This is a genomic window from Pseudomonas sp. GZD-209 (assembly GCF_049310485.1).
GTDB classification, from domain to species: Bacteria; Pseudomonadota; Gammaproteobacteria; order Pseudomonadales; family Pseudomonadaceae; genus Aquipseudomonas; species Aquipseudomonas sichuanensis.
This window is the reverse complement of sequence record NZ_JBMOWQ010000213.1, coordinates 17,900-38,377: the sequence shown is the minus strand read 5'-3', so window position 1 is coordinate 38,377 and position 20,478 is coordinate 17,900. Positions and strand designations below refer to the sequence as shown.

The 20,478-nt window shown below is 65.3% G+C and carries 13 protein-coding genes; 3 read left to right on the top strand and 10 right to left on the bottom strand.

From position 1 onward, the window contains the following. Positions 1–103: 103 nt before the first annotated feature. Together ACO6VM_RS22085 and ACO6VM_RS22080 are read left to right on the top strand one after the other, a co-directional pair. Positions 104–1,516, top strand: a complete 1,413-nt coding sequence (locus ACO6VM_RS22085; protein ID WP_258646162.1) for a DOPA decarboxylase — start codon at positions 104–106, stop codon at positions 1,514–1,516. Between the two features lie 248 nt (positions 1,517–1,764). Beyond that, a complete protein-coding gene (locus ACO6VM_RS22080; RefSeq protein ID WP_401057116.1) occupies positions 1,765–3,159 on the top strand; it encodes a PAAR domain-containing protein in 1,395 nt (464 codons plus the stop codon). Positions 3,160–4,047: 888 nt separating this feature from the next. On the opposite strand, the gene ACO6VM_RS22075 is transcribed toward ACO6VM_RS22080, so the two are convergent. Together ACO6VM_RS22075 and ACO6VM_RS22070 are read right to left on the bottom strand one after the other, a co-directional pair. Continuing rightward, positions 4,048–4,644 carry an ATPase gene (locus tag ACO6VM_RS22075; RefSeq protein ID WP_401057117.1) on the bottom strand — a complete coding sequence of 199 codons (597 nt, stop codon included), beginning with the start codon at positions 4,642–4,644 and terminating at the stop codon, positions 4,048–4,050. A gap of 113 nt (positions 4,645–4,757) precedes the next feature. Beyond that, on the bottom strand, positions 4,758–5,666 hold the full coding sequence (locus ACO6VM_RS22070; protein ID WP_125463671.1) for a LysR family transcriptional regulator: 909 nt from the start codon (positions 5,664–5,666) through the stop codon (positions 4,758–4,760). A gap of 375 nt (positions 5,667–6,041) precedes the next feature. On the opposite strand from ACO6VM_RS22070, the gene katG reads away from it, so the two are divergent. Next, entirely contained in the window at positions 6,042–8,270 is a 2,229-nt protein-coding gene (gene katG, locus ACO6VM_RS22065) for a catalase/peroxidase HPI (protein WP_422403826.1), read from the top strand. 110 nt (positions 8,271–8,380) lie between these two features. On the opposite strand, the gene ACO6VM_RS22060 is transcribed toward katG, so the two are convergent. From ACO6VM_RS22060 to ACO6VM_RS22025, 8 genes are all read right to left on the bottom strand, one after another. Beyond that, positions 8,381–12,826 carry a putative Ig domain-containing protein gene (locus tag ACO6VM_RS22060; RefSeq protein WP_422403825.1) on the bottom strand — a complete coding sequence of 1,482 codons (4,446 nt, stop codon included), beginning with the start codon at positions 12,824–12,826 and terminating at the stop codon, positions 8,381–8,383. A gap of 30 nt (positions 12,827–12,856) precedes the next feature. After that, positions 12,857–13,456, bottom strand: coding sequence for a GNAT family N-acetyltransferase (locus ACO6VM_RS22055; RefSeq protein ID WP_422403824.1), 600 nt, complete (start codon positions 13,454–13,456; stop codon positions 12,857–12,859). Continuing rightward, positions 13,453–13,995, bottom strand: coding sequence for a phage tail protein (locus tag ACO6VM_RS22050; RefSeq protein WP_401057121.1), 543 nt, complete (start codon positions 13,993–13,995; stop codon positions 13,453–13,455). Before ACO6VM_RS22050 ends, ACO6VM_RS22055 begins: the two co-directional genes overlap by 4 nt. Positions 13,996–14,023: 28 nt before the next feature. Further along, positions 14,024–14,587: a phage tail protein gene (locus tag ACO6VM_RS22045; protein WP_401057122.1), complete on the bottom strand. Its 564-nt coding sequence runs from the start codon at positions 14,585–14,587 to the stop codon at positions 14,024–14,026. Between the two features lie 30 nt (positions 14,588–14,617). Next, complete coding sequence (locus tag ACO6VM_RS22040) at positions 14,618–15,142, bottom strand: phage tail protein (RefSeq protein ID WP_401057123.1); 525 nt, start codon at positions 15,140–15,142, stop codon at positions 14,618–14,620. 389 nt (positions 15,143–15,531) lie between these two features. Next, on the bottom strand, positions 15,532–16,869 hold the full coding sequence (locus ACO6VM_RS22035; protein WP_422403823.1) for an MFS transporter: 1,338 nt from the start codon (positions 16,867–16,869) through the stop codon (positions 15,532–15,534). 161 nt (positions 16,870–17,030) lie between these two features. Beyond that, a complete protein-coding gene (locus ACO6VM_RS22030) occupies positions 17,031–17,813 on the bottom strand; it encodes a hypothetical protein (RefSeq protein ID WP_422403822.1) in 783 nt (260 codons plus the stop codon). Positions 17,814–18,310: 497 nt separating this feature from the next. Then, the gene (locus ACO6VM_RS22025) at positions 18,311–20,464 is read right to left on the bottom strand and encodes a TonB-dependent receptor (protein ID WP_422403821.1); all 2,154 of its coding nucleotides are present in this window, start codon (positions 20,462–20,464) and stop codon (positions 18,311–18,313) included. Between the last annotated feature and the right edge of the window lie 14 nt (positions 20,465–20,478).

The following is a 20,478-nucleotide window of genomic DNA, read 5'->3' as shown; positions in this document are numbered from 1 at the left end:
TTTACTTGCGGGGCAACCCCTCCTCCCCACCCTCCCCATGGCGATGTCCCCCCCCCCCGCGATGAGGCCCATGGCCTCACCGCAACCCTCAAGGAGCCCGCCTGTGACCCCCGAACAATTCCGCCAACACGGCCACCAACTGATCGACCTGATCGCCGACTACCGCCAGACCGTCGCCGAACGCCCGGTGATGGCCCAGGTCGAGCCCGGCTACCTCAAAGCCGCCTTGCCGGCTACCGCACCGCAGCAGGCCGAGCCCTTCGCCGCCATCCTCAAGGACGTCGACCAACTGCTGATGCCCGGCCTGTCCCATTGGCAGCACCCGGACTTCTACGGCTACTTCCCCTCCAACGGCACCCTGTCGTCGGTGCTGGGTGACTTCCTCAGTACCGGCCTGGGCGTGCTCGGCCTGTCCTGGCAGTCCAGCCCGGCCCTGAGCGAGCTGGAAGAGACCACCCTGGACTGGTTGCGCCAGCTGCTGGGGTTGTCCAGCCAGTGGAGCGGGGTGATCCAGGACACCGCCTCCACCAGCACCCTGGTGGCGTTGATCTGCGCCCGTGAGCGCGCCACCGACCATGCCCAGGTGCGCGGCGGCCTGCAGGCCCAGGCCAAACCGCTGATCGTCTACGTCAGCGCCCACGCCCACAGTTCGGTGGACAAGGCCGCGCTGCTGGCCGGTTTCGGCCGCGACAACATTCGCCTGATCGCCACCGACGAGCAGTTCGCCATGCGGCCGGAGGCGCTGCGCGAGGCCATCGAACAGGACATTGCTGCCGGCAACCAGCCCTGCGCCGTGGTCGCCACCACCGGCACCACCACCACCACCGCGCTCGACCCGCTGCGCCCGATCGGCGAGATCGCCCAGGCCCACGGCCTGTGGCTGCATGTTGACTCGGCCATGGCCGGCTCGGCGATGATCCTCCCCGAATGCCGCTGGATGTGGGACGGCATCGAGCTGGCCGACTCGGTGGTGGTCAACGCGCACAAGTGGCTGGGCGTGGCCTTCGACTGTTCCATCTACTATGTGCGTGACCCGCAGCACCTGATCCGTGTGATGAGCACCAACCCCAGCTACCTGCAGTCGGCGGTCGATGGCGAGGTGAAGAACCTGCGCGACTGGGGCATCCCGTTGGGCCGCCGGTTCCGCGCGCTGAAGCTGTGGTTCATGCTGCGCAGCGAAGGCGTCGAGGCCCTGCAGCAACGCCTGCGCCGCGACCTGGACAATGCCCGGTGGCTGGCGGAACAGGTCGAAGCCTCGGCTGAGTGGGAACTGCTGGCGCCGGTGCAACTGCAGACCCTGTGCATCCGTCACTGCCCGGCGGGGCTTGCGGGCGATGCCCTGGATGCGCATACCCGTGGCTGGGCGGACCGGTTGAACGCATCGGGCGATGCCTATGTCACCCCGGCCACCCTGAACGGCCGCTGGATGGTGCGGGTGTCGGTGGGCGCGCTGCCGACCGAGCGCGAGCATGTGCAGCGGTTGTGGGCAGGTTTGCAGGCTGTTGTGATGCGCTGACAAGAGCAAGATTCGATAGGCCAGGGGCCTCGACATCAAGATCAATACCGAGTCGTCAGCGGTTTGAATGAGCAGGCCCCTAAGCTGCTGGTATGTACTACTTGAGATCGCATCTAGTCATATTTGCCATCCAAATCTCTAAGTTTCGTAGGACCTTTCTTAAGCTAATCGGCGGCCGAAAATAGACCACTTCATGTTGCTAGCGTGCGGGCTTTCATTCCCAAGGAAGCAGCACAATGAGTCAGCGCATGAACATCCTCGGCAAAGGCCAGGGGCTGGACGGAGACTTCACCAGCACCGGCGCCACTTGCCTTGCCACCCAAGCCCGGGGCACCACCTATGGTCGCCGTTGGCTGCTCGAAGGCGACAAAACCACCCCCTGCCCACGGTGCGGCAAGGAAGGCAAGATCATCGACGGCGAATCACGCTGGTGTCAGGATGGCATCCCCGCCGCAGTCGACGGCACTCCGGTGGAATGTGGGTGTGCGCCAGGCAGTAATCATGTCCTCGCCCCCTTGGACCAAAGGGTTGCTGCACATACAGCCCCGTCACCACAAACCTTTGCAGCCAGCCCGTACATGGCGTCCGCGTACCAGCCTCGACACCCCCTGAGTAACGTGGCGGCCCATGCTGTCTCAACGGTTCCTGATGGACTGGAGCCCGGCTTTCATATCGTGCAGCACGGCACTTCGTTCCCTCAACTGCTCATGAAGCTGTTCGACAAGCATGGGTCAGTGCCCGTGGCCCGTCTGCAGCGGTTGAATCCGACCTTCAATCAAGGTTTCAAAGCGGGCGAGATATTCGTGATTGGCGACCCGAGTAACGGGCATGCCTGTACCCGCGAAGAGGCTCAACTGATGGCAGCGGCCGAGCGGGCACGGGAGGCATTGGCCGATGTGGGCCATGACCAAGCGAACTTCATGATGCGCAATCAGGCTGAGATCGCAAGCTTGCTCAGTGATGTGAGCCTATCGATGGGCGTTGCTCAAGCGATGATGACCAAGTCGCTCGAAGAATTGCAAACCACCTTGCGCTACATAGAAAAACTACATCAACAGCAGTTTCTCGCTCACGGACATTTGAAAAGTCCGGAGTTTTTCAATCAGCGCAAAAAACTCTTCCAGCAACTGGACGCGCAGCTGAAGATGAGCTTCCTTAACAAACATATGGATTTGGGCAGCCATGAAACCCTGCGGCGAGGCTTGGGCATATCCAGCAAAAGCCTGATCCATCACTGGAACAAAGCGGGTGCGCCAGGGGCTATTCCAGGGTACGCCACGCACCTGGATAAACTGGCAAGACTGTCTCATTACCTGAAAAATGGAGGGCGTGCGGGTATTGTGATTGGCGGAGCATCATCTTTTCTGAAAATCAAGGAGGCCTGTCGTGCCAATGAGTCAGAGGCCTGCAAAAAGATTCGTTTTACTGAGGCGGGGAGTTTTACATTCGGCCTCGGCGGTGGGGTAATGGGCGGTACGCTCGGAAAGGGTGGCGCTCTGTTTGTCTGCCTGGGCTTAGGCCCAGTCAGTGCCACCGCGTGCAGTCTCGTCATGGTTGGCGCCGGCTCGCTGGCAGGTAGCATGGGTGGAATGAAAGGAGGGGAGATGCTTGGTGAGATTATCTACGAGTACATAGAAGAATGAGTGAGTTTTGGCGTAGCGGTTGGGGTATGGCGCTTATGGTCACACCGTTTCTGATTGGGCTCTCGGGCGTCGCCTTGCATGCTCAGTTGGCATGTTCACGTGATTTCCAGACACTCCTTAGATCGCTGGAGAAAAGCCCCGGAGTTCCATGGCTAGTAAACTTATGGGGGCGCAACGGATTTTATTCTCGTATGTCGTTAGTGTGTGGCATAGCTGGCATGATTTTCTGCCCTGATCACTGCATCAGAAAAGGAGCGCTGGATATCACCGACTATGAAAAGTTTCCGCGGCGGCTCAAGAGGCGTCTGAATATAGCTTCAACCCTGCTTATCGTTGGTTTTTCGTGGTTCATGTTGGTGGTCGTGTTGATGGAGTGAGCGAAAGCAATCATGACAACTTAACGCGGGTATGGGACTGTCAGTTTTCTGTGTTAGGGCCGGCAATGAGGCCGGCAACGCCCACGCTGAAATTGTGTCGAGCCAACAAGGCGGCTCCGGTGATGGCACAGGAGAGACTGGCCCGAAACAAACTGTGGGAGCGGGTTTACCCGCGAAGCGCCGCGCGGGCGGCGCTCGATCTTATAGGCGCTGCAAAAACACCGGCAGGCACCTGGTAGCCCTCACCCAGTCTCCCGTCATGCACTTGGTGGCCATTACCGAATCCTGATTACTCAGGGCCAGCGGTGTGGTGCCCAAGGGCCTGTCTTGAAATCGCATGAGGGCTATCAGGTGCAGGGCGACAGATCTGCAGCGCCCTCAAGATCGAGCGCCGCCCGCGCGGCGCATCGCTGGCAAGCCAGCTCCCACATCTGTTTCGGGCCAATTATGACTGTGAAAGTACCGCTGCCCGCCCTGGGGCATGGCTTGAGACGGGTAGTGGCTAACCAGATCACACCGCCCCGCGCAACAACACCTTGAGCGACGCATCGAATTGGCGCAGCGCATCGGCCTGTACCGTCTGTTCCTCATCCAACTGACGCACCAGCTCGACCCCCTCGGCCGGCTTGCGTGCCACCCCTTCGGCACGGCTGATGTAGGTCAGCTGACCATCGAAAAAGCGTGCCGCCACGCTGGCCTGGATTGCCTCGTCCCCCGCACTGGCCAGCTTGCTGCGGGCCTCCAGCAGCACGATCACATCCGGGCGATCGGCCAGCAGGGTATCGAGGTCCTCATAAAAGGTCACTTCGGCAAACTCCTGGGCCAAGGACTGCGCCAACCATGCATAAGCCTGGTTGCCGCCCAGGGTCGCCACCGGCGTGCTCCTGGCCGTGCCGGGGGGGGCCTGGTCGCGGTGGCGTTGCAGGTAGTCGAGCGTTGCGGCGGCGTTGCGCCCGAGCAGGACGGCCACGTGCTGGCCGTGGCCGAGGGTGACGCTGGACAGCTCGGTGGCTGAGTAAAAATGCCCATAGGGTTGCGCGCCAGGCTGGTTGGCTGGGCTGGCACAACCGGTGAGGGTGGCGAGCAGGGCTAGCAATGCTGCGATCATGCCGGTTTTCATGGGGGAGGCCTTGTCGATGTGCGAATGGGGCCATTCTCCCGGCGGCCTGCCATCAACGGAACTTGATGGCAGGCATGGTGGCTATCGACGAAGTTGATGGTTCAGCCTGGGCGGCCCATGAACTGCAGGATCCGCTCACGCAGCCAGCGCTCGGCCGGGTCGTTGTCGTGGGCGCTGCTCCAGGCCATCGACAGCTCGGCCTCGCTGATCTCGAACGGCGCCGGGTCGGCGCGCAGCCTGCCGTCGTCGGCCAGGGCGCAGGCCGCGTAGTCTGGCACCGTGGCGATCATCTCGGTGTTGCGCAGCAGCGCGCGCAGGCTGCCGAACTGCGGTACAGCCAGCACCACCTTGCGGCAGCGGCCGATGCGCGCCAGGTCCAGGTCGATGTTGCCGCTCATGTCGCCGGAGAACGACACCATCACATGGGGGCGCGCGCAATATTCGTCCAAGGTCAGTGGGCCGGGGCGATCATCGGCACGCAGCACCCGCACGCCGATATCGCGCAGTTTGCGGCGCTTGGCGTTGGCCGGCAGATCGGTGGTGTAGCTGACCCCCACTGAAATCTCGCCCGAGGCCAGCAGGCCCGGCATCAGCAGGAAATTGGCCCGGCGCACCACCACGCTGATCTGCGGCGCCTCCTCGCGCAGCGCTTCGAGCAAGGCCGGGAACAGGCCGAACTCGGCGTCGTCCGACAGCCCCAGGCGGAACACGTTGCAGCTGTTGGCCGGGTCGAACGCCTTGGCCCGGCTGATCGCCGCCGAGATCACGTCCATCGCCGGGCCCAGTTCATTGAAGATCTGCATGGCCCGTGGCGTGGGTTCCATGGCCCGGCCATTGCGAATCAGCAATTGATCGTCGAACAGGTCGCGCAGGCGGGCGAGGGCGGCGCTCACGGTGGGCTGGGTGATGAACAGCTTCTCGCCGACCCGGGTGAGGTTGCGTTCGATCATCAATGCCTCGAACACCACCAACAGGTTCATGTCGACGCGGCGCAGGTCGTTGCGATTCATTCGGAGGGCCTTGGGCGCGGGAAATGGCAGATTCAAGCACAGTTCATGCCGCTTGGCTTGTGCCGATTTGCCCCGCCAGCGGCCCTGACAGAGCCACACTATCAGCCCTCAATAGCGCTTCTATTAGACCTCTGCCCAAGCTCGGCTAGTCTTTCCCGTGGCCCCGCGAAAAGCCGTCGCGGCGGGTGCCCGCGTGGCCGCCGGCAACCCCCTTGCCAGCGCCGTCACGCCACCCTGGCGAGCCCATGTCGGCGCAGACCGACCACACCTGATGAGGGGTAGGCACGAGCCCTTGGCTCGGCTGATCGAACACCTGGCATTGCGTCTGGAAACGCGCCCGGAATCTGAAACGACCCGACCCAAAGGTAGAAGCAGATGTCGAACGAATCGAAATGCCCGTTCCATCAAACCGCTGGTGGTGGCACCAGCAACCGAGACTGGTGGCCTGACCAGCTCAACCTCAGGATCCTCCATCAACACTCGGCCAAGTCCAGCCCCGACCCGGACTTCGACTACGCCAAGGCGTTCAACAGCCTCGACTTCCAGGCCCTGAAAAGGGACCTGACCGCCTTGATGACCGACTCCCAGGACTGGTGGCCAGCCGACTTCGGCCACTATGGCCCGCTGTTCATCCGCATGGCCTGGCACAGCGCCGGCACCTACCGCATCGGCGATGGCCGCGGTGGCGCCGGCTCCGGCCAGCAACGCTTCGCCCCGCTCAACAGCTGGCCGGACAACGTCAGCCTGGACAAGGCCCGGCGCCTGCTGTGGCCGATCAAGCAGAAGTACGGCAACAAGATCTCCTGGGCCGACCTGATCGTGCTCACCGGCAACGTCGCCCTGGAATCCATGGGCTTTAAAACCTTCGGCTTCTCCGGCGGGCGCGCCGATGTGTGGGAGCCGGACGAAGACGTGTACTGGGGCTCGGAAAAGGTCTGGCTGGGCGGCGATACCCGTTATGGCAAGGAGCAGGTCAAGGCCCAGCCGCCAGGGCAGGGCGACCTGGTGGCCGAGCCGGCCAAGCATGGCGAGGAGCAGAGTCGCGACCTGTCGGCCGAGCGCAACCTGGAAAACCCGCTGGCGGCTGTGCAGATGGGCCTGATCTACGTCAACCCGGAAGGCCCGGAAGGCAACCCTGACCCGGTCGCTTCGGGCAAGGATATCCGCGAGACCTTTGGCCGTATGGCCATGAATGACGAAGAGACCGTGGCGCTGATCGCCGGCGGTCACGCCTTCGGCAAGACCCACGGCGCCGGCCCCGCCGACAACGTCGGCCCCGAGCCGGAAGCGGCCGGGCTGGAACTGCAAGGCCTGGGCTGGAGCAACAAGTTCGGTACCGGCAAGGGCGGCGACACCATTACCAGCGGCCTGGAAGTGACCTGGACCTCCACCCCGACCCAGTGGAGTAACGAATACCTGAACAACCTGTTCAACTTCGAGTGGGAACTGACCAAGAGCCCGGCCGGCGCCCACCAATGGCAACCGAAGGATGGCAAGGGCGCCAACACCGTGCCGGATGCCCACGACCCCGCCAAACGGCGCGCCCCCTCGATGCTCACCTCCGACCTGGCGCTGCGCTTCGACCCGATCTACGAACCCATCGCCCGGCGCTTTAAGGACAACCCCGATCAGCTCGCCGACGCCTTCGCCCGTGCCTGGTACAAGCTGATCCACCGCGACATGGGCCCGCTGGCGCGCTACCTCGGCCCGGAGATGCCCAACGAAGAGCTGCTGTGGCAAGACCCGCTGCCCAAGGCCGGCCCTCAGCCCAGCGACGCCGATATCGCTGCGCTCAAGGCCAAGGTGCTGGCCTCGGGGCTGAGCGTCGGTGAACTGGTGTCCGCCGCCTGGGCCTCGGCTTCGACCTTCCGTGGTTCGGACAAGCGCGGCGGCGCCAACGGCGCGCGCCTGCGCCTGGCACCGCAGAAGGACTGGAAAGCCAACCAGGGCGTGGACAAGGTGCTGACGGCGCTGGAGAAAATCCGCAGTGAGGGCGGCAACAAGATCTCCCTGGCCGACCTGATCGTGTTGGCCGGCAATGCGGCCGTGGAGAAAGCTTCCGGCCTCAGCGTGCCGTTCCGCCCGGGACGTGTGGATGCCTCGCAGGAGCAGACCGACGTCGAGTCGTTCGCCGTACTCGAACCGCTGGCCGATGGCTTCCGTAACTTCAGCAAGGACCGCTACAGCGTCAAGGCCGAGAAACTGCTGCTGGACAAGGCCCAACTGCTGACTCTCACCGCGCCCGAACTGACCGTGCTGATTGGCGGCCTGCGCGTGCTCGGCGCCAACCATGGCGGCAGCAAGGACGGGGTGTTCACCGACAACCCCGGGGTGCTGAGCAACGACTTCTTCCGCAACCTGCTGGACATGGGCGTGGAGTGGAAGCCGACCTCGGCGGACAACGAGCGTTTCGAAGGCCGTGATCGCAAGACCGGCCAGGTGAAGTGGACCGGTAGCCGGGTTGACCTGGTGTTCGGTTCACACGCCCAGCTGCGCGCCTTGAGTGAGGTGTACGGCAGCAGCGATGGCCAGGACAAGTTCGTCAGGGACTTCGTCGCGGCCTGGTCCAAGGTGATGGAGCTGGACCGTTTCGACCTGAAGTAGGCCCCGCCGCAGGGGCGCCTGGCGCCCCTGCGTATCGCCCGCGCCCCCGACGTGTCGGGGGCCGGCTTGTCTTCACCCTTCCTGCAACAACGCCGCTCCGGTGCACGGGCTCAGAACCTGCCGTCCAGGCCGATCCTGAACATCTCGCTGCGCTCATCGCTGCCCAGCGCGGTCTTGTAAGACAGCCCCACCCGCCACGCACGGCCAAGGCTGAGGTCCAGGCCCAGGTCCAGGTCCATGAAGTTGCTATCCTGCGGGTCGGGCGACAGGCGATACAGCAGCCCATCGCTGCCCTGGTCGGTGTAGCGCATGCGGTAGTCTTCGTTGCGGCTGAAGTTATGGCCCCAGGCCAGACTGACCCTTGGGGTCAGCACGCCGACGTTGGTCTGGATGTCGTAACCCGAACGCAGGCCCAGGAACGAGGTCACGTAGCGCAGGTCCTGCTCTTCATAGGACAGGCCGTAGACACCGCCGCCGCGCTCGCTGTAGGCGTCGAGGCGGGTGTAGCTGCCATTGATCCGCGCGTAGGGCGCCAGCGACAGGGGGCCATGACGGTACTCGTAGCTGGCGGTCAGCGAGGCGAACAGCTGGTCGGCGTCCCGCGAGCCGTGGGCGTAGCCGTTGGACGGGTCGGCGGTGACGTAGCGCCGCGCGTCGAAGCGGATGCGGTTGTAACCCAGCAAGGCGTCGATATACACCTCGGACAGCGGATTGACGCTCAGGTAGGCCGCCAGGCCCAGGGCGTCGCCCTCGCTGCGGCTGTCATGCTCGCCGACATCGGTGCGGTCGTTGCCGTAGCCGATACCGAAACCGACCACCGCGCGTGGCGACAGGCGATAGTCCATGCCGGCGCTCAGGCCGTAGGTGGTGAAGCTGTTGTCGTCGGCGCCGCGGGCGCGGTTGGAGCCGGTGTTGACGAAACCGTCGGTCCAGAACGCCAGCGCCTCTTCGCGGCATTCGCCGGAACTGGCGCGGGCGCTGTCCTTCTCCTGGCGCCGCTGTTCGTCATCATTGTCCTGGCCGTTGCCTTCGAGCTCATCGCGCAAGGCCTTGCCCAGGCTGCCCAGGCTGACGTCGTCGCGGCCGTGGCGCACGCTGGCGTTGAACGAATCACGGTCGCAGGTGGGGCGGTGCAACTGCTCAAGGCGGCGGTTGAAGTTGTCCATCTGCGTGGTGGCGAAGCGCTCGGCGGCGCGCGACTGGGCGTTGAGCAGGCCGATCACCTCGGGGTCGCGGGTTGGGTCGGGGCGCGCCTGCACGGAGAAGGTGACGCTGCTGCTGGCCAGGCTGCCGCCGGTGTTCTGCAGGCTGAAGGTCACCACCGCAGTGCCTGCGAAGGCCGCCGACGGCACGAAGCGCAGGGTGAACGGGCCGCTCATGCTGGCTTTGCCCGCCGATGCCGGTGTCACGGTCAGCAGGCGTGCGCGCAGGAACGGGCCGCCACTGGCGCCACGGGTAAGGTCGACGCTGGCGCTTTGCCCGGCCACCAGGGTTTCGCTGGACGGCGGTACCACGATGGCCTGGGCCAGCACCTGCAGGTTGTAGCTGCGGCTGCCGCTGGCGCCGAGGGCGTCGCTGACGGTGATGGTGAAGGTGCTGGTGGCAAGGGTGGTGGCTGTGCCGCTGATGATCCCGGTCGCCCCGTCGAGGGTCAGCCCGGCCGGCAGGCTGCCGCTGCCCAGGCTGTAGCTATAGGGCGCAGTGCCGCCAGTGGTGGCCAGGCTGGCGCTGTAGGGCACACCTTGGGTGGCATCGCCGAGGCCTGGGGTGGCCGGGCTGATGGCCAAGGTCGGCGCGGACACGCTGAGGGTCACCGTCGCTGGCGCCGAGGTGCCGCCGATGCCGGTGGCGGTGTAGGTGAAGCTGTCGCTGCCCGAGTAGCCGGGGGTAGGGGTGTAGCTGATGGTAAGGCCGCTGACCAACGCCGTGCCGTGACTTGGCCCCGTGCCCACGGCCACACTGATGGCCGCGCCGCCACTGAGGCTGAGGGTGATCGGGTTGGCTGTGCTGTTCGCCGCTACCGTGGCGCTGACCGCGCCCGCGATCGGCGTCTGGCTGGCGACGGTCAGGGTGTAGGTGCGGTCGCCGGTGAAGCCGGTATTGTCGGCGGCCTGTACGGTGAAGGTGAAGCTGCCGGCCGCACTTGGGGTGCCGGTCAAGCTGCCGCCAGGGGACAATGCCAAGCCGTTGGGCAGCGAGCCATTGGACAGGCTGTAGCTGTACGGTGCGCTGCCGCCGCTGGCGCTGATGGTCGTCGAATAGGCCGTGCCCACCGTGGCACCGATAAGGCTGGCTGGCGTCAGCGTCACGGTAGGGGCCTGGACGGTAACGGTTACCGTGCCTGGGCTCGAGGTGCCTCCAGGGCCGGTGGCGGTGTAGGTGAAGCTGTCGCTGCCGGCGAAGCCGGGAGCAGGGGTGAAGGTGATGCTGGTGCCGGCGGCGCTGGCCACGCCGTTGTTGGCATTGGTCGCCACGCTCACCGAGGTTGCCGGGCCGCCACTGAGGTTGAGGGTGACCGGGTTGGCGGAGCTGTTGGCCATGACGGTGAGGTTGAGGTTGCCGGCCACCGGCGTGGGTGCGTTGACGCTACCGGAGTAGGGTTGCGAAGCGCTGAAGGCGAGGCTGTCGGTGGCAGTGACGGTGAAACTGTACGGGCCGGCGCTTGTCGGCGTGCCGGAAAGCACCCCCGAGGCACTCAGGCTCAAGCCGCTCGGTACTGCCCCGCTGGTGACCGCGAAGCTGTAGGGCGCTGTGCCGCCGCTCGCGGTCAGGGTCTGGCTGTAGGCCACGTCCTGCGTCAGCGCGTTGAGGTTGGGCGGGGTGATGCTGACGGTCGGGGCGCCGATCGTCAGCGTGTAACTGCGTGTGGCGACCTGGCTATTGGCATCACTGGACTGGACGGTGAAGTTGAAGCTGCCGGATACGGTCGGCACGCCGCTCAGGGTCCCTGAGCTGGACAAGCTCAAGCCGCTGGGCAGGGCGCCACTGCTGAGCGTATAGCTGTAGGGCGCGATGCCGCCACTGGTGGCGAACGTCTGACTGTAGCTGCTCCCGGCGTTGCCGACCGGCAGGCTGGCCGGTGACAGGCTCAGGGTCGGCGCGGCGATCACCAGCGTATAGGCGCGCTGGCCACTGAAGGTGTTGGCGTCGGTGGCAGTTAGGGTGAAGTTGTAGGTCCCCGTCGCACTGGGCGTGCCGGTGACCAAGCCGCTGGGCGACAGGGTCATGCCGCTCGGCAGGCTGCCGGCGCTGACCGCGTAGCTGTAGGGGGCGCTGCCGCCACTGGCGCTGATGCTCTGGCTGTAGGGCACGCCATAGCTGCCATTGGACAGGCTGACGGGCGCCACGCTGATGGTCGGCGCGGCGACGTTAACCGTGTAGCTGCGGGTGCCGGTGGCGCCGTACTGGTCGGTGCTGCGGATGTCGAAGCTGAAGTTGCCATTGGCGCTCGGTGAGCCGCTGAGCACGCCAGCGCCGGAAAGCGTCATGCTCGGCGGCAGTGCGCCGCTGCTCAGCGCATAGGTGTACGGCGCGGTGCCGTTGCTGCTGCTAAGGGTCTGGTTGTAGGCGTTGCCGGCAGTAGCGGCCGGCAAGCTGGTCGGGGTGATCGCCAGGATGGGCGGCGACACTGTGACGCTCACCGTGGCCGGCGCCGAAGTGCCGGTCGCGTTGGTCGCGGTATAGGTGAAACTGTCGGCTCCAGAGTAACCGGCGACGGGGGTGTAGGTGATGCTGGTGCCGCTTGCCGTGGCGGTGCCATGCGCCGCCGCGCTGGCTACCGCCACGCTGGTTGCGGCGCCGCCGGAAAGGGCCAGGGTGATCGGGTTGGCACTGCTGTTGGCGGCCAAGGTCGCACTGACTGCACTGGCGATTGGCGCAGCGGGGGTAGTGTAGGTAAAGGCGTTGGTCAGCGTGGCTGTGCCACCTGAGGTCGTGACGCTCACATTGACCGTGCCGGCACCGTTGGCTGGCGTGGTGGCGGTAATCGAAGTGGAGCTGTTGACGGTGAAGCTTGCCGCTGACGTACCTGCGAACTTGACCGCGGTGGCGCCGGTCAGGTTGGTACCGCTCAGGGTCACCGCGGTCCCACCGGCGGTGCTGCCGTTGTTGGGGGTGACGCTGCTGAGGGTGGGCGTGGCGGCGGCTGGCTTGACCGTCAGGGTGAACTGCGCGGTACCGGCGGCGTTCCAGTCGCTGTCCCACACCGAAACATAGAAGGTCTTGGTGGTGGCCGTGGTGGGGGTGCCACTGATGGTGGTCACTGCTGAGTCCACCGACTCGGCAACCTCCAGGCCGGCCGGCAGGCACTTGACGGCGGGGTCGTAGGACGGGTCATTGTTGTCGCATTCGTACCAGCCGGTGTAGGAGCCGGTACCGCCTACGGCATTCAGCTGGAAACTGTACGGGACCCCTACGGTGGCATCGGGCAGGGTGCCGCCGGCCGGCGAAATGGTAGGCGCGGCATAGGCCAAGGCGGTCAGTGCCTGTGCCAGCCAAAGCAGGGGCAGAAGGGTACGGGCCAGCCATGGGCGCAGGTACGGGAGTTTTATGTTCATTGGGCTTCCTGCCATTGACCGCCGTCGGGTTCAGGGCTGTTTTAAGGGAGTTGTCGCAGGCCCTGGTGCGTATCCGCCGGCGTTGGGCCGAGCCTGGGCATTGCGGGGGAGAGAGGGCAAACGTTGCATCCGGACTGCGAAGCCCTGCTCACCGTCGTCAATGAAACCCAGGCGCCGGTACAACTGGCGCGCCGGGCTGAAGCTGTCCACGTTCAGGGTGCAGGCTGCCTGGCGCTGGTCGCAGACCGCCAGCATCGCCCTGAGCAGCGCACTGCCCAGGCCCTGGCGCTGCCAGGCCGGGAGTAGCGCAATATCCACCACATGGGCTGCCTGTTCGCCGACCTGCACGCACAGCCGGCCGATGGGCGTGCGCTGGTGTTCGACGACCAGGAACCCGGCATCGGCATGCTGTGTGGCGTAGTGCTGCTGTTGCAGCTGCGCCTGGCTGTGCAGGAAGGCCAGGCGCTGGCCTTCGCTCCAGCCAGGGGCGGCACTCACCTCGGCCCAGCGGCGGGCCACGAACAGATCGCGCAGCAACGGCCAGTCGCCCTCGGTCTGCTGGCGCAGACCCAAGGGCGTCATGGGGGTGAGCTGCGACGCCAGGCGATCCAGGAGCTCGGCTGCGTTCATGGCTTGACCGGGAAATCCCCTTCCACGCAGATGTAGTACACCATCGCCAGGGACGGTTGCACGGTGCTGCGTGGAGTGGGCGTCGGCTTGGCGGAGCCCGCCTTGCCGAGGGTGTCCGGCGCCAGGGTCCGGCCCGCCGTCGCGTTCGGGTTGAACGAGAGCAGGGTGCGTGGTTGCGCCAGCATCGTCTGCGTGGTGGGCTCGTTGGTGGCGCCGGTCGCGGCCAGGCCGCTCTGCACGTTGATCCGGTGGCTGTGGGCCGCCAGATGGGTGGAGTCGAGGGTCACCGTGCTGTCCCCGACTTTCTTGCCCAGGACGCGTGAGGTGAGCCCAGGGGCGGTACCCGCGCCGATCGGCACCTGGTTTCTCAGGTCGGGCACGCAGAAGTCGACACGCCCATCACCGCCGTAAGTCGTGCTCAGGATGGCGAACAGCGCCGGATAAGCCTGGACGCTCAGTTTCTGCCCCAGGCAGGGTACCCAGCACTGCGGCGTGTAGTTGTAGGGGAACAGCCGGATTTCGCCAATGAATGCATTCATGGAGTGTTCTTCCGTCAGTTGAGGGCTGTCAGTAGCGCGTCGGGTAGAGGCCGCTCATACAGATGATGTAGTTCAGCGGCAGCGACGGCATCATGTTCGCGTGCGCAGGAGGCGGCGGGGTGCCGGTGCTGCTCACGGTGAGGGCGTTGAGCTGGACCATCGTCGCCGCGGCCGTCGAGGTGCTGTAAAGGCCGGTAATGGCGCCGGCCTTGACGAACACGCCATAGGTGCGGTCGTTGTTGTTCAGGGTGTCGCCTGGCTCGGCATCGGTCGCCTGCAGCGCGCTGGCGGTGAAACTGTGGGCGTGGGACGGGGTGTTATCCGCCGTGAGCGTGGTGGTTTCGCTGCCCATGGTCTGGCCGGTCACGCGTGGCGTCAGGCCCGAGCCCTGCCCCTGGCCCACCACCGCGCGCCCGCGCAGGTCGGGCAGGCCGAAGGTCTGGCCGGCCGTGCCGCCATAGGTGTTGCCGATCAAGGAGAACAGCGCCTCGTTACCGTTGATCGGCAGCGCGGTGCCGTCACAGAACGCCCAGTCCCTGGGCGCATAGTTGCCGGCGAAAAGGCGGATTTCGCCCAGAAATGCATCAGACATGTCATACCCCTGGTCGTGTCGTTGTGGTGGTCAGGAATGCGGCGGGTACAAGGCGTTGGCGACACAGATGCAGTACGTCAAAACCAGGGACGGTTGCATGTTGTCCACGGGCGCGCCGGGTGTGCTGGCCACGGTGGCAGGGTTGATGATCACCGCGCGGTCGGTGCTGGCCTTGACGTAGGTCTTACTGGCGGCGACCCCCGAGCCGTTGCGGCAGACCGCCGGGAGCCCGTATTCCGGGGCCGTGTTGCCCGAACCGGCGAGGCTGATGCCGACCGTGTGGTTGTGCTCTGGCAGGATCTGCGCGGGCACCGCGACTTTCTCCGCCCCGCTCTTGGTGCCCCGCGCCGGGTTGCTGTCGGTGCCCACCGCCACCCGCCCTTGAAGGTCCGGCAGGGCGAACGTGGCCGTGCCGTCGCCGCCGTAGGTGGTGCCGAGCAGGGAGTAGAGCGCCTGATACTGCCTGATGTTCAAGGTGCGGCCGTCGCATGGCAGCCAATCGTTTGGTGCCCAACTGAACGGGAAGAGGCGAATTTCGCCCAGGTAGCCATCCATCTTCGTGAACCTCCGTTGGTACGAATTCCAGACACTCGAAAGGGCTCACGCCCGTTTGCGGGGTGAGCGGAAAGACGACAATCAGAAATGAAGAGACAGCGACCTGGTCAGGTGCTGCGGGTTTTCACGACATCCATTCGTGAGCAGGCATGAGCGTTTCTTCCTTGGGCTCTATGTACGAGAGAGGGGCATCCAGGGACTTATTACCGGGAAGCTGGGCTGATCCTAATCCGAATAATGGTTAATTGCCATTACTCTGTTCAGGGTTTTTCCGGAAATTTTTCAAACGAGCGTTTTAGGGTGTTTCGCCGGCCTTTTGACGCCATGATTACGGCATTTCGCTACGCGAAATGCGCTCATCACGGCGAGGCCGGCGGGGCACACGGGGATCAACGAGGGACCGGTGTCGGCGCGGGGGATGGGCTTTGCGGCTCGACGTCGTGCAGGGAGATGCGCGCGGTTTCAGGCAGCGCCAGCCCGCCCAGCAGTGCGAGCAAGGCAATCACCACCAGGTAGAACGCCGGCGCCAGGCGGCTGCCGCTCTGCTCGATCAGCCAGGTCGCCACCAGCGGCGCGGTGCCGCCAAACAGGGTGTAGGCGACGTTGTAGGTGATCGCCGAGGCGGTGTAGCGGCTGCGGGTCGGGAAGCATTCGGACAGCAGCGCAGCGGTGACCACGCCACTCATCAGCGCGCCCACGGCCAGCAGGATCACCCCCAGCAATGCCCCCGACATCGAGCCGGAGCTGGCCAGCCAATAGGCAGGAAACACCGCCAGGATGACCCACAGGCAGGTCACGCCGATGGTCCGCCGCCGGCCGATGCGGTCGGACATGGCCCCGGCCAGCGGGCAACCAACGGCGGCGAACAGCAAGGCGACGGTAGTCACCAGCAGCGCCTGGGCACGGCTGAGCTGGCCGACGGTCTGCAGGTAAGTGGCGAAGTAGGTGGTGAACATGTAGAACGACAGCGCCGTCAGCGAGATGAACGCGCCCAGGTTGCGGATGGTGCGGCCATGGTGGCGCAGGGTGTCGCCCAGCGGCGAGTGACTGTGTTGCTTGCCCTCGGCCATGGCCTGGCGGAATGCCGGGGTTTCCTCCATGCGCCAGCGCAGGTACAAGCCCACCAGCCCCAACGGCGCGGCAATCAGGAAGGGCACCCGCCAACCCCAGCTGTTCATCGCCTCGGCCGACAGACTGGCCTCCAGGCCATAGGCGATCAGCGCCGCGCAGGCAAAGGCCGAGAAGGTCGAGACCGGCACGAAACTGCCGTAGAACGCGCGCTTGTCCTGCGGCGCGTGTTCCATCAGGTAGGCGCAGGCGCCTGCGTATTCGCCCCCGGCGGAGAAGCCCTGCAGGCAGCGGGCAAGCGTGAGCAGGGCCGGGGCCAGCACACCGATGCTGGCGTAGGTCGGCAACAGCCCGATCAGGGTGGTGGAGCCGGCCATCAGCAGGATGGTCAGCGACAGGATGCGCTTGCGCCCCAGGCGATCGCCGAGGGCTCCGAACACGATGCCGCCCAGCGGGCGCAGGGCGAAGGCCACGGCGAACACGGCGAAGGTCTTGAGCAGGGCGACGCTGGGGTCTTGGCTGGCGAAGAACTGGCTGGCGATCAGTGTCGCCAGAAACCCGTACACGGCGAAGTCGAACCATTCGACGAAGTTGCCGATGGCCGAGGCGGCGATCACCCGACGCAGGGTGGCGGGTGGGACCTCATGGGGGATGGACATCACTGTGCTCTCCGATGGTCTAGGCAGCCTGGGCGAATGCGGCGCAATCCGGTTGCGCCGTCGTTGTTGTCAGGTCAGTAGACAGGGGGAGAGCAATGGCTGCTGCTTCGAGGGCGACACCTGGATATCCGTTTCGACCGTCGTACCCGGTGGCGCCAGATTCATTGACTTGCCTTGAGCTTCCACGGGGCATAGTCGAGCTCCACATGGCCACGATTGACACCCTGGCTGTCGAGCGCGAAGCCGGGCATGCGGCGCAGGTCCAAGGCCATGCAGCGGGCGTGGAGGCGCCGGCGCAGCGGGTTGTCCGGCTTGAACCTGGGCGGCGCGAACCGATCGGGCGTCAGTTCGACCAGGCAACGGGTGACCTTGCCGCTGGCATCGCCCTCGAACCAGAAAAACGCGTTGCCGGTGCCGGTGACCGTCTCGCCCGCCATCAATTGCTGCCAGGCATATGCCTGCCGAGGCACGTTTTGGCGAAGGTACTCTCGAACGGCGAATGAGCCTTCGGACGGCATGAAGATGATCGGCGCCACGACCCGAAGTTGGCCTGTGTGATCGCGCATTGCCCTGGGGGGAATGGGGAACAGGCTTTTGCGGCACTGGTCGGTCACCAATGCCGTCAACGCCTGTTCAGGCGCCCACACGGCATCGGCAGGCATGCGGCTTGTATATTTTTGCGGCGCAAGTCTGGCCCGGCAGGCGCTTGGCCTGCCATCACGTTCAAGGGTGACATCAAGCAACACCGCGCCCACCAGGTCTTGCTGATTGGCCGACTGCATGTCGTTCTGAAGGATGTCGAGCATCTGCCGGGTGAACCGCGCTTCGGCCTGTGCCGGTGTTTCGCGCGGGGTGTGCTGGCCGGCGGTGGTGCAGCCGGCCAGGTAGAGGGTGTACAGGCTGATCAGCCCATGACGAAGGCAATGCTGGAGGACGTTTGGCATGGTGGGATATCCGCAGGAAAGAAGCCATGCAGCATCCGGTGCCTGGTGCCAGGGAAACAGCCGCGAGTGGCGATAGGGGCGGTAGGAAGGCTCGCTGGGTGGCGCAGGTGGATGTCATGGGATGGCGTGTGGGCAGCCAGGTGCATGGCGACAGATGTGCAGCGCCCTCAAGATCGAGCGCCGCCCGCGCGGCGCATCGCGGGACAAGCCCGCTCCCACATTTGTTTCGGGCCAATTATGCCTGTGAGGGTACCGCTGCCCGCCTTGGTGCATGTCTCAAGTCAGGCGAGGCGCCAGTGGTGCCCACCTCACTACCGCGTCGTACCAACAAGGCGGACCAGGTGATGGCACAGGAAAGACTGGCCCGAAACAGATGTGGGAGCGGGCTTGTCCCGCGATGCGCCGCGCGGGCGGCGCTCGATCTCACAGGCGCTGCAAATCCTCCGGCATGCACCTAGTGGCCTTCACCCAATCCTTCGGCATGCCCGAAGAGCTCCTTAGAACCGCACATCCATCGCCACTTCAAACGTCCTCGGATCCCCCATGTAGTACTGGGTGTTGTACGCCTGCTTGGCATACACCTCATCCGTCAAGTTGCGCACCCGCGCAGTCAGCGTGGTATGCGCATCCACCCGGTACCGGGCAAAGGCCCCGAACAGGGTATAGGCAGGCGCTTCCAGGCTGTTGGCATTGTCGGCATACACCGAATCGACATAACGCGCATCCACCCCCGCCGACCAGTCCGGGGTGAAGCTGTAGGTCAGCCACAAGTTGCCAACGTTGGCCGGCACGTTGACCGGCGCATTACCCTCGCGGGACACCGACTTGCCCGCCACCGCCTCGTTGAACTCGTCATACCGCGCATGCACGTAGGCATAGTTGGCCTCGGCCAACAACTTCGGCGTCACCTGCAACCGCCCGGACAACTCGATCCCCCGCGAAGTCTGCTGGCCGGCCTGCACCGACTGGTTGGGGTTGCTCGAATCGGTCACGGCAAAATCCTTGCGCACGATCTGGTACACCGCCACCGTCGCCGCGCCCCGGCCATCGAGGAAGTCGAACTTGCTGCCGGCTTCCCATTGCTCGCCCTTGGACAAATCGAACAGGCCGACGTTGGAGTAGGTCGCCGCCGCCAGGGAGCCGGCCGGCAAATCGGCGGCGGTGCTGTACTGCACATAGACGCTGGCCGCCGGGGTCAGCGCATAGGTCAGGCCGACCCGCCCGGACAGCGGCTCCCAACGGCGTTCGAAGTAGGCCGGCGCGGTGGGCGTGACGGCGCCGTAGTTGGTCACCTGCATGTCCAGGTAGTCATACCGCAGGGCGGTCAGCAGTGCCAGGCGGTCGGTCAGTTGCAGGCGGTTCTCGGCGAACAGCGCGCGGTTGGTGGTCTCGTGCCGGCGTTGCTTGCTCAGCCCGGTATTCACGCCGGGGATGGCGTAGAAGCTGCCGGGGTCGAAGTGGTCCGGGTTGACCGTGTCGCTCCAGCTGCCCGATTTCGGGTACAGGCTCTGGCGCATCTGCGACCAGTCCAGCCCCGCCGACCATTGGCTGGCCAGGCCGAACAGGCTGTTGTCGTGGCGCAGCTCGAGGCGGTTGCCCAGCACGCTCTGCTGGTGGCGCTGCAGGTAGGGGCTGGAGCGCGTCACATTGCCCGCGTTGTTGTAGCGGTAGCGCTCCAGGTTGCGGTAGTCGCGCTGGGCCTCGTACTGGTACAGGGTGTTGTGCAGGCTGGTGCTGTCGCTGACCTGGTAGTCGAGCATCGAGCGCAGCCAGCGCACCCGTTGCTCGTAGCGGCCGTCGGCGACGTTGTAGTTCTCGAAACGCCGGCTGTTGTCGATCTTCATGGTGCTGCGCCCAGGCAGGATCGGCGAGCCCCAGTATGGGCTGTCTTCCTTGTCCTCCTGGTACTCCAGCGCCAGGGTGTGGGTCAGGTCGGGGGTCAGGTCGCTGAGCAGCGAGAACGCCAGGCTGTCGGTCTGCCGTTCATTGCGGTCGATGTAGCCATTGCCCTGGCTGCGGCTGAAGTCCAGGCGGGCGAAGTGGCGGGCGTCGGCCGGGTTGGCGGCCAGCGCCTGGTTGATGCCGAAGGCGTATTCGGCGGCGTCGTAGCTGCCGTAGCGGATACGCCCGTCGACGGTCTGCTGGTCGCGGCTGGCCAGCTTGCTGATGTAGTTGATCGAGCCGCCCACGGCGCCGGCGCCATGCAGGAACGACGACGGCCCGCCGAGCAGTTCGACACGGTCGATCACCCAGGCGTCCACCGGCCGGGTGGCGCTGCTGTAGCCCAGGTTGATGCCGTTGTAGAGCTGGGTCACCTGGTTCTGGGTGAAGCCGCGGTAGGTAACGAAGCCACCGTAACCGGGGTTGGCCGAAGCGTTCACGCCGGTCATGGCATTGATCACTTCCTGGGTGTCGCGGGCGTCGCGCTGCTCGATCACCCTGCGGTCCGCGACGCTCACCGAGGCTGGGGTTTCCCGCGCCGTCAGGCCCAGGCGCGAGCCTGTGGCGATCGGGGTGTCCAGTTGCACGCCGCTGGGCGCTTCACGCTCGCCATCGACGGTGGTGGCGGACAGTTCGACAGGCGCGCCTTGCGCCCAGGCACAGTGGCAGGTGGCGCTCAGCACGAGCACCAAAGAGGTGTTGCGGATCATGTTGTAAGGGTTCC

Bases quoted from the DNA above. Each gene is read 5' to 3' on its own strand.
- ACO6VM_RS22080 (WP_401057116.1), top strand. From the start codon at position 1,765: ATGAACATCCTCGGCAAAGGCCAGGGGCTGGACGGAGACTTCACCAGC.
- ACO6VM_RS22075 (WP_401057117.1), bottom strand. From the start codon at position 4,644: ATGATCGCAGCATTGCTAGCCCTGCTCGCCACCCTCACCGGTTGTGCC.
- ACO6VM_RS22070 (WP_125463671.1), bottom strand. From the start codon at position 5,666: ATGAATCGCAACGACCTGCGCCGCGTCGACATGAACCTGTTGGTGGTG.
- katG (WP_422403826.1), top strand. From the start codon at position 6,042: ATGTCGAACGAATCGAAATGCCCGTTCCATCAAACCGCTGGTGGTGGC.
- ACO6VM_RS22060 (WP_422403825.1), bottom strand. From the start codon at position 12,826: ATGAACATAAAACTCCCGTACCTGCGCCCATGGCTGGCCCGTACCCTT.
- ACO6VM_RS22055 (WP_422403824.1), bottom strand. From the start codon at position 13,456: ATGAACGCAGCCGAGCTCCTGGATCGCCTGGCGTCGCAGCTCACCCCC.
- ACO6VM_RS22050 (WP_401057121.1), bottom strand. From the start codon at position 13,995: ATGAATGCATTCATTGGCGAAATCCGGCTGTTCCCCTACAACTACACG.
- ACO6VM_RS22045 (WP_401057122.1), bottom strand. From the start codon at position 14,587: ATGTCTGATGCATTTCTGGGCGAAATCCGCCTTTTCGCCGGCAACTAT.
- ACO6VM_RS22040 (WP_401057123.1), bottom strand. From the start codon at position 15,142: ATGGATGGCTACCTGGGCGAAATTCGCCTCTTCCCGTTCAGTTGGGCA.
- ACO6VM_RS22035 (WP_422403823.1), bottom strand. From the start codon at position 16,869: ATGTCCATCCCCCATGAGGTCCCACCCGCCACCCTGCGTCGGGTGATC.
- ACO6VM_RS22030 (WP_422403822.1), bottom strand. From the start codon at position 17,813: ATGCCAAACGTCCTCCAGCATTGCCTTCGTCATGGGCTGATCAGCCTG.
- ACO6VM_RS22025 (WP_422403821.1), bottom strand. From the start codon at position 20,464: ATGATCCGCAACACCTCTTTGGTGCTCGTGCTGAGCGCCACCTGCCAC.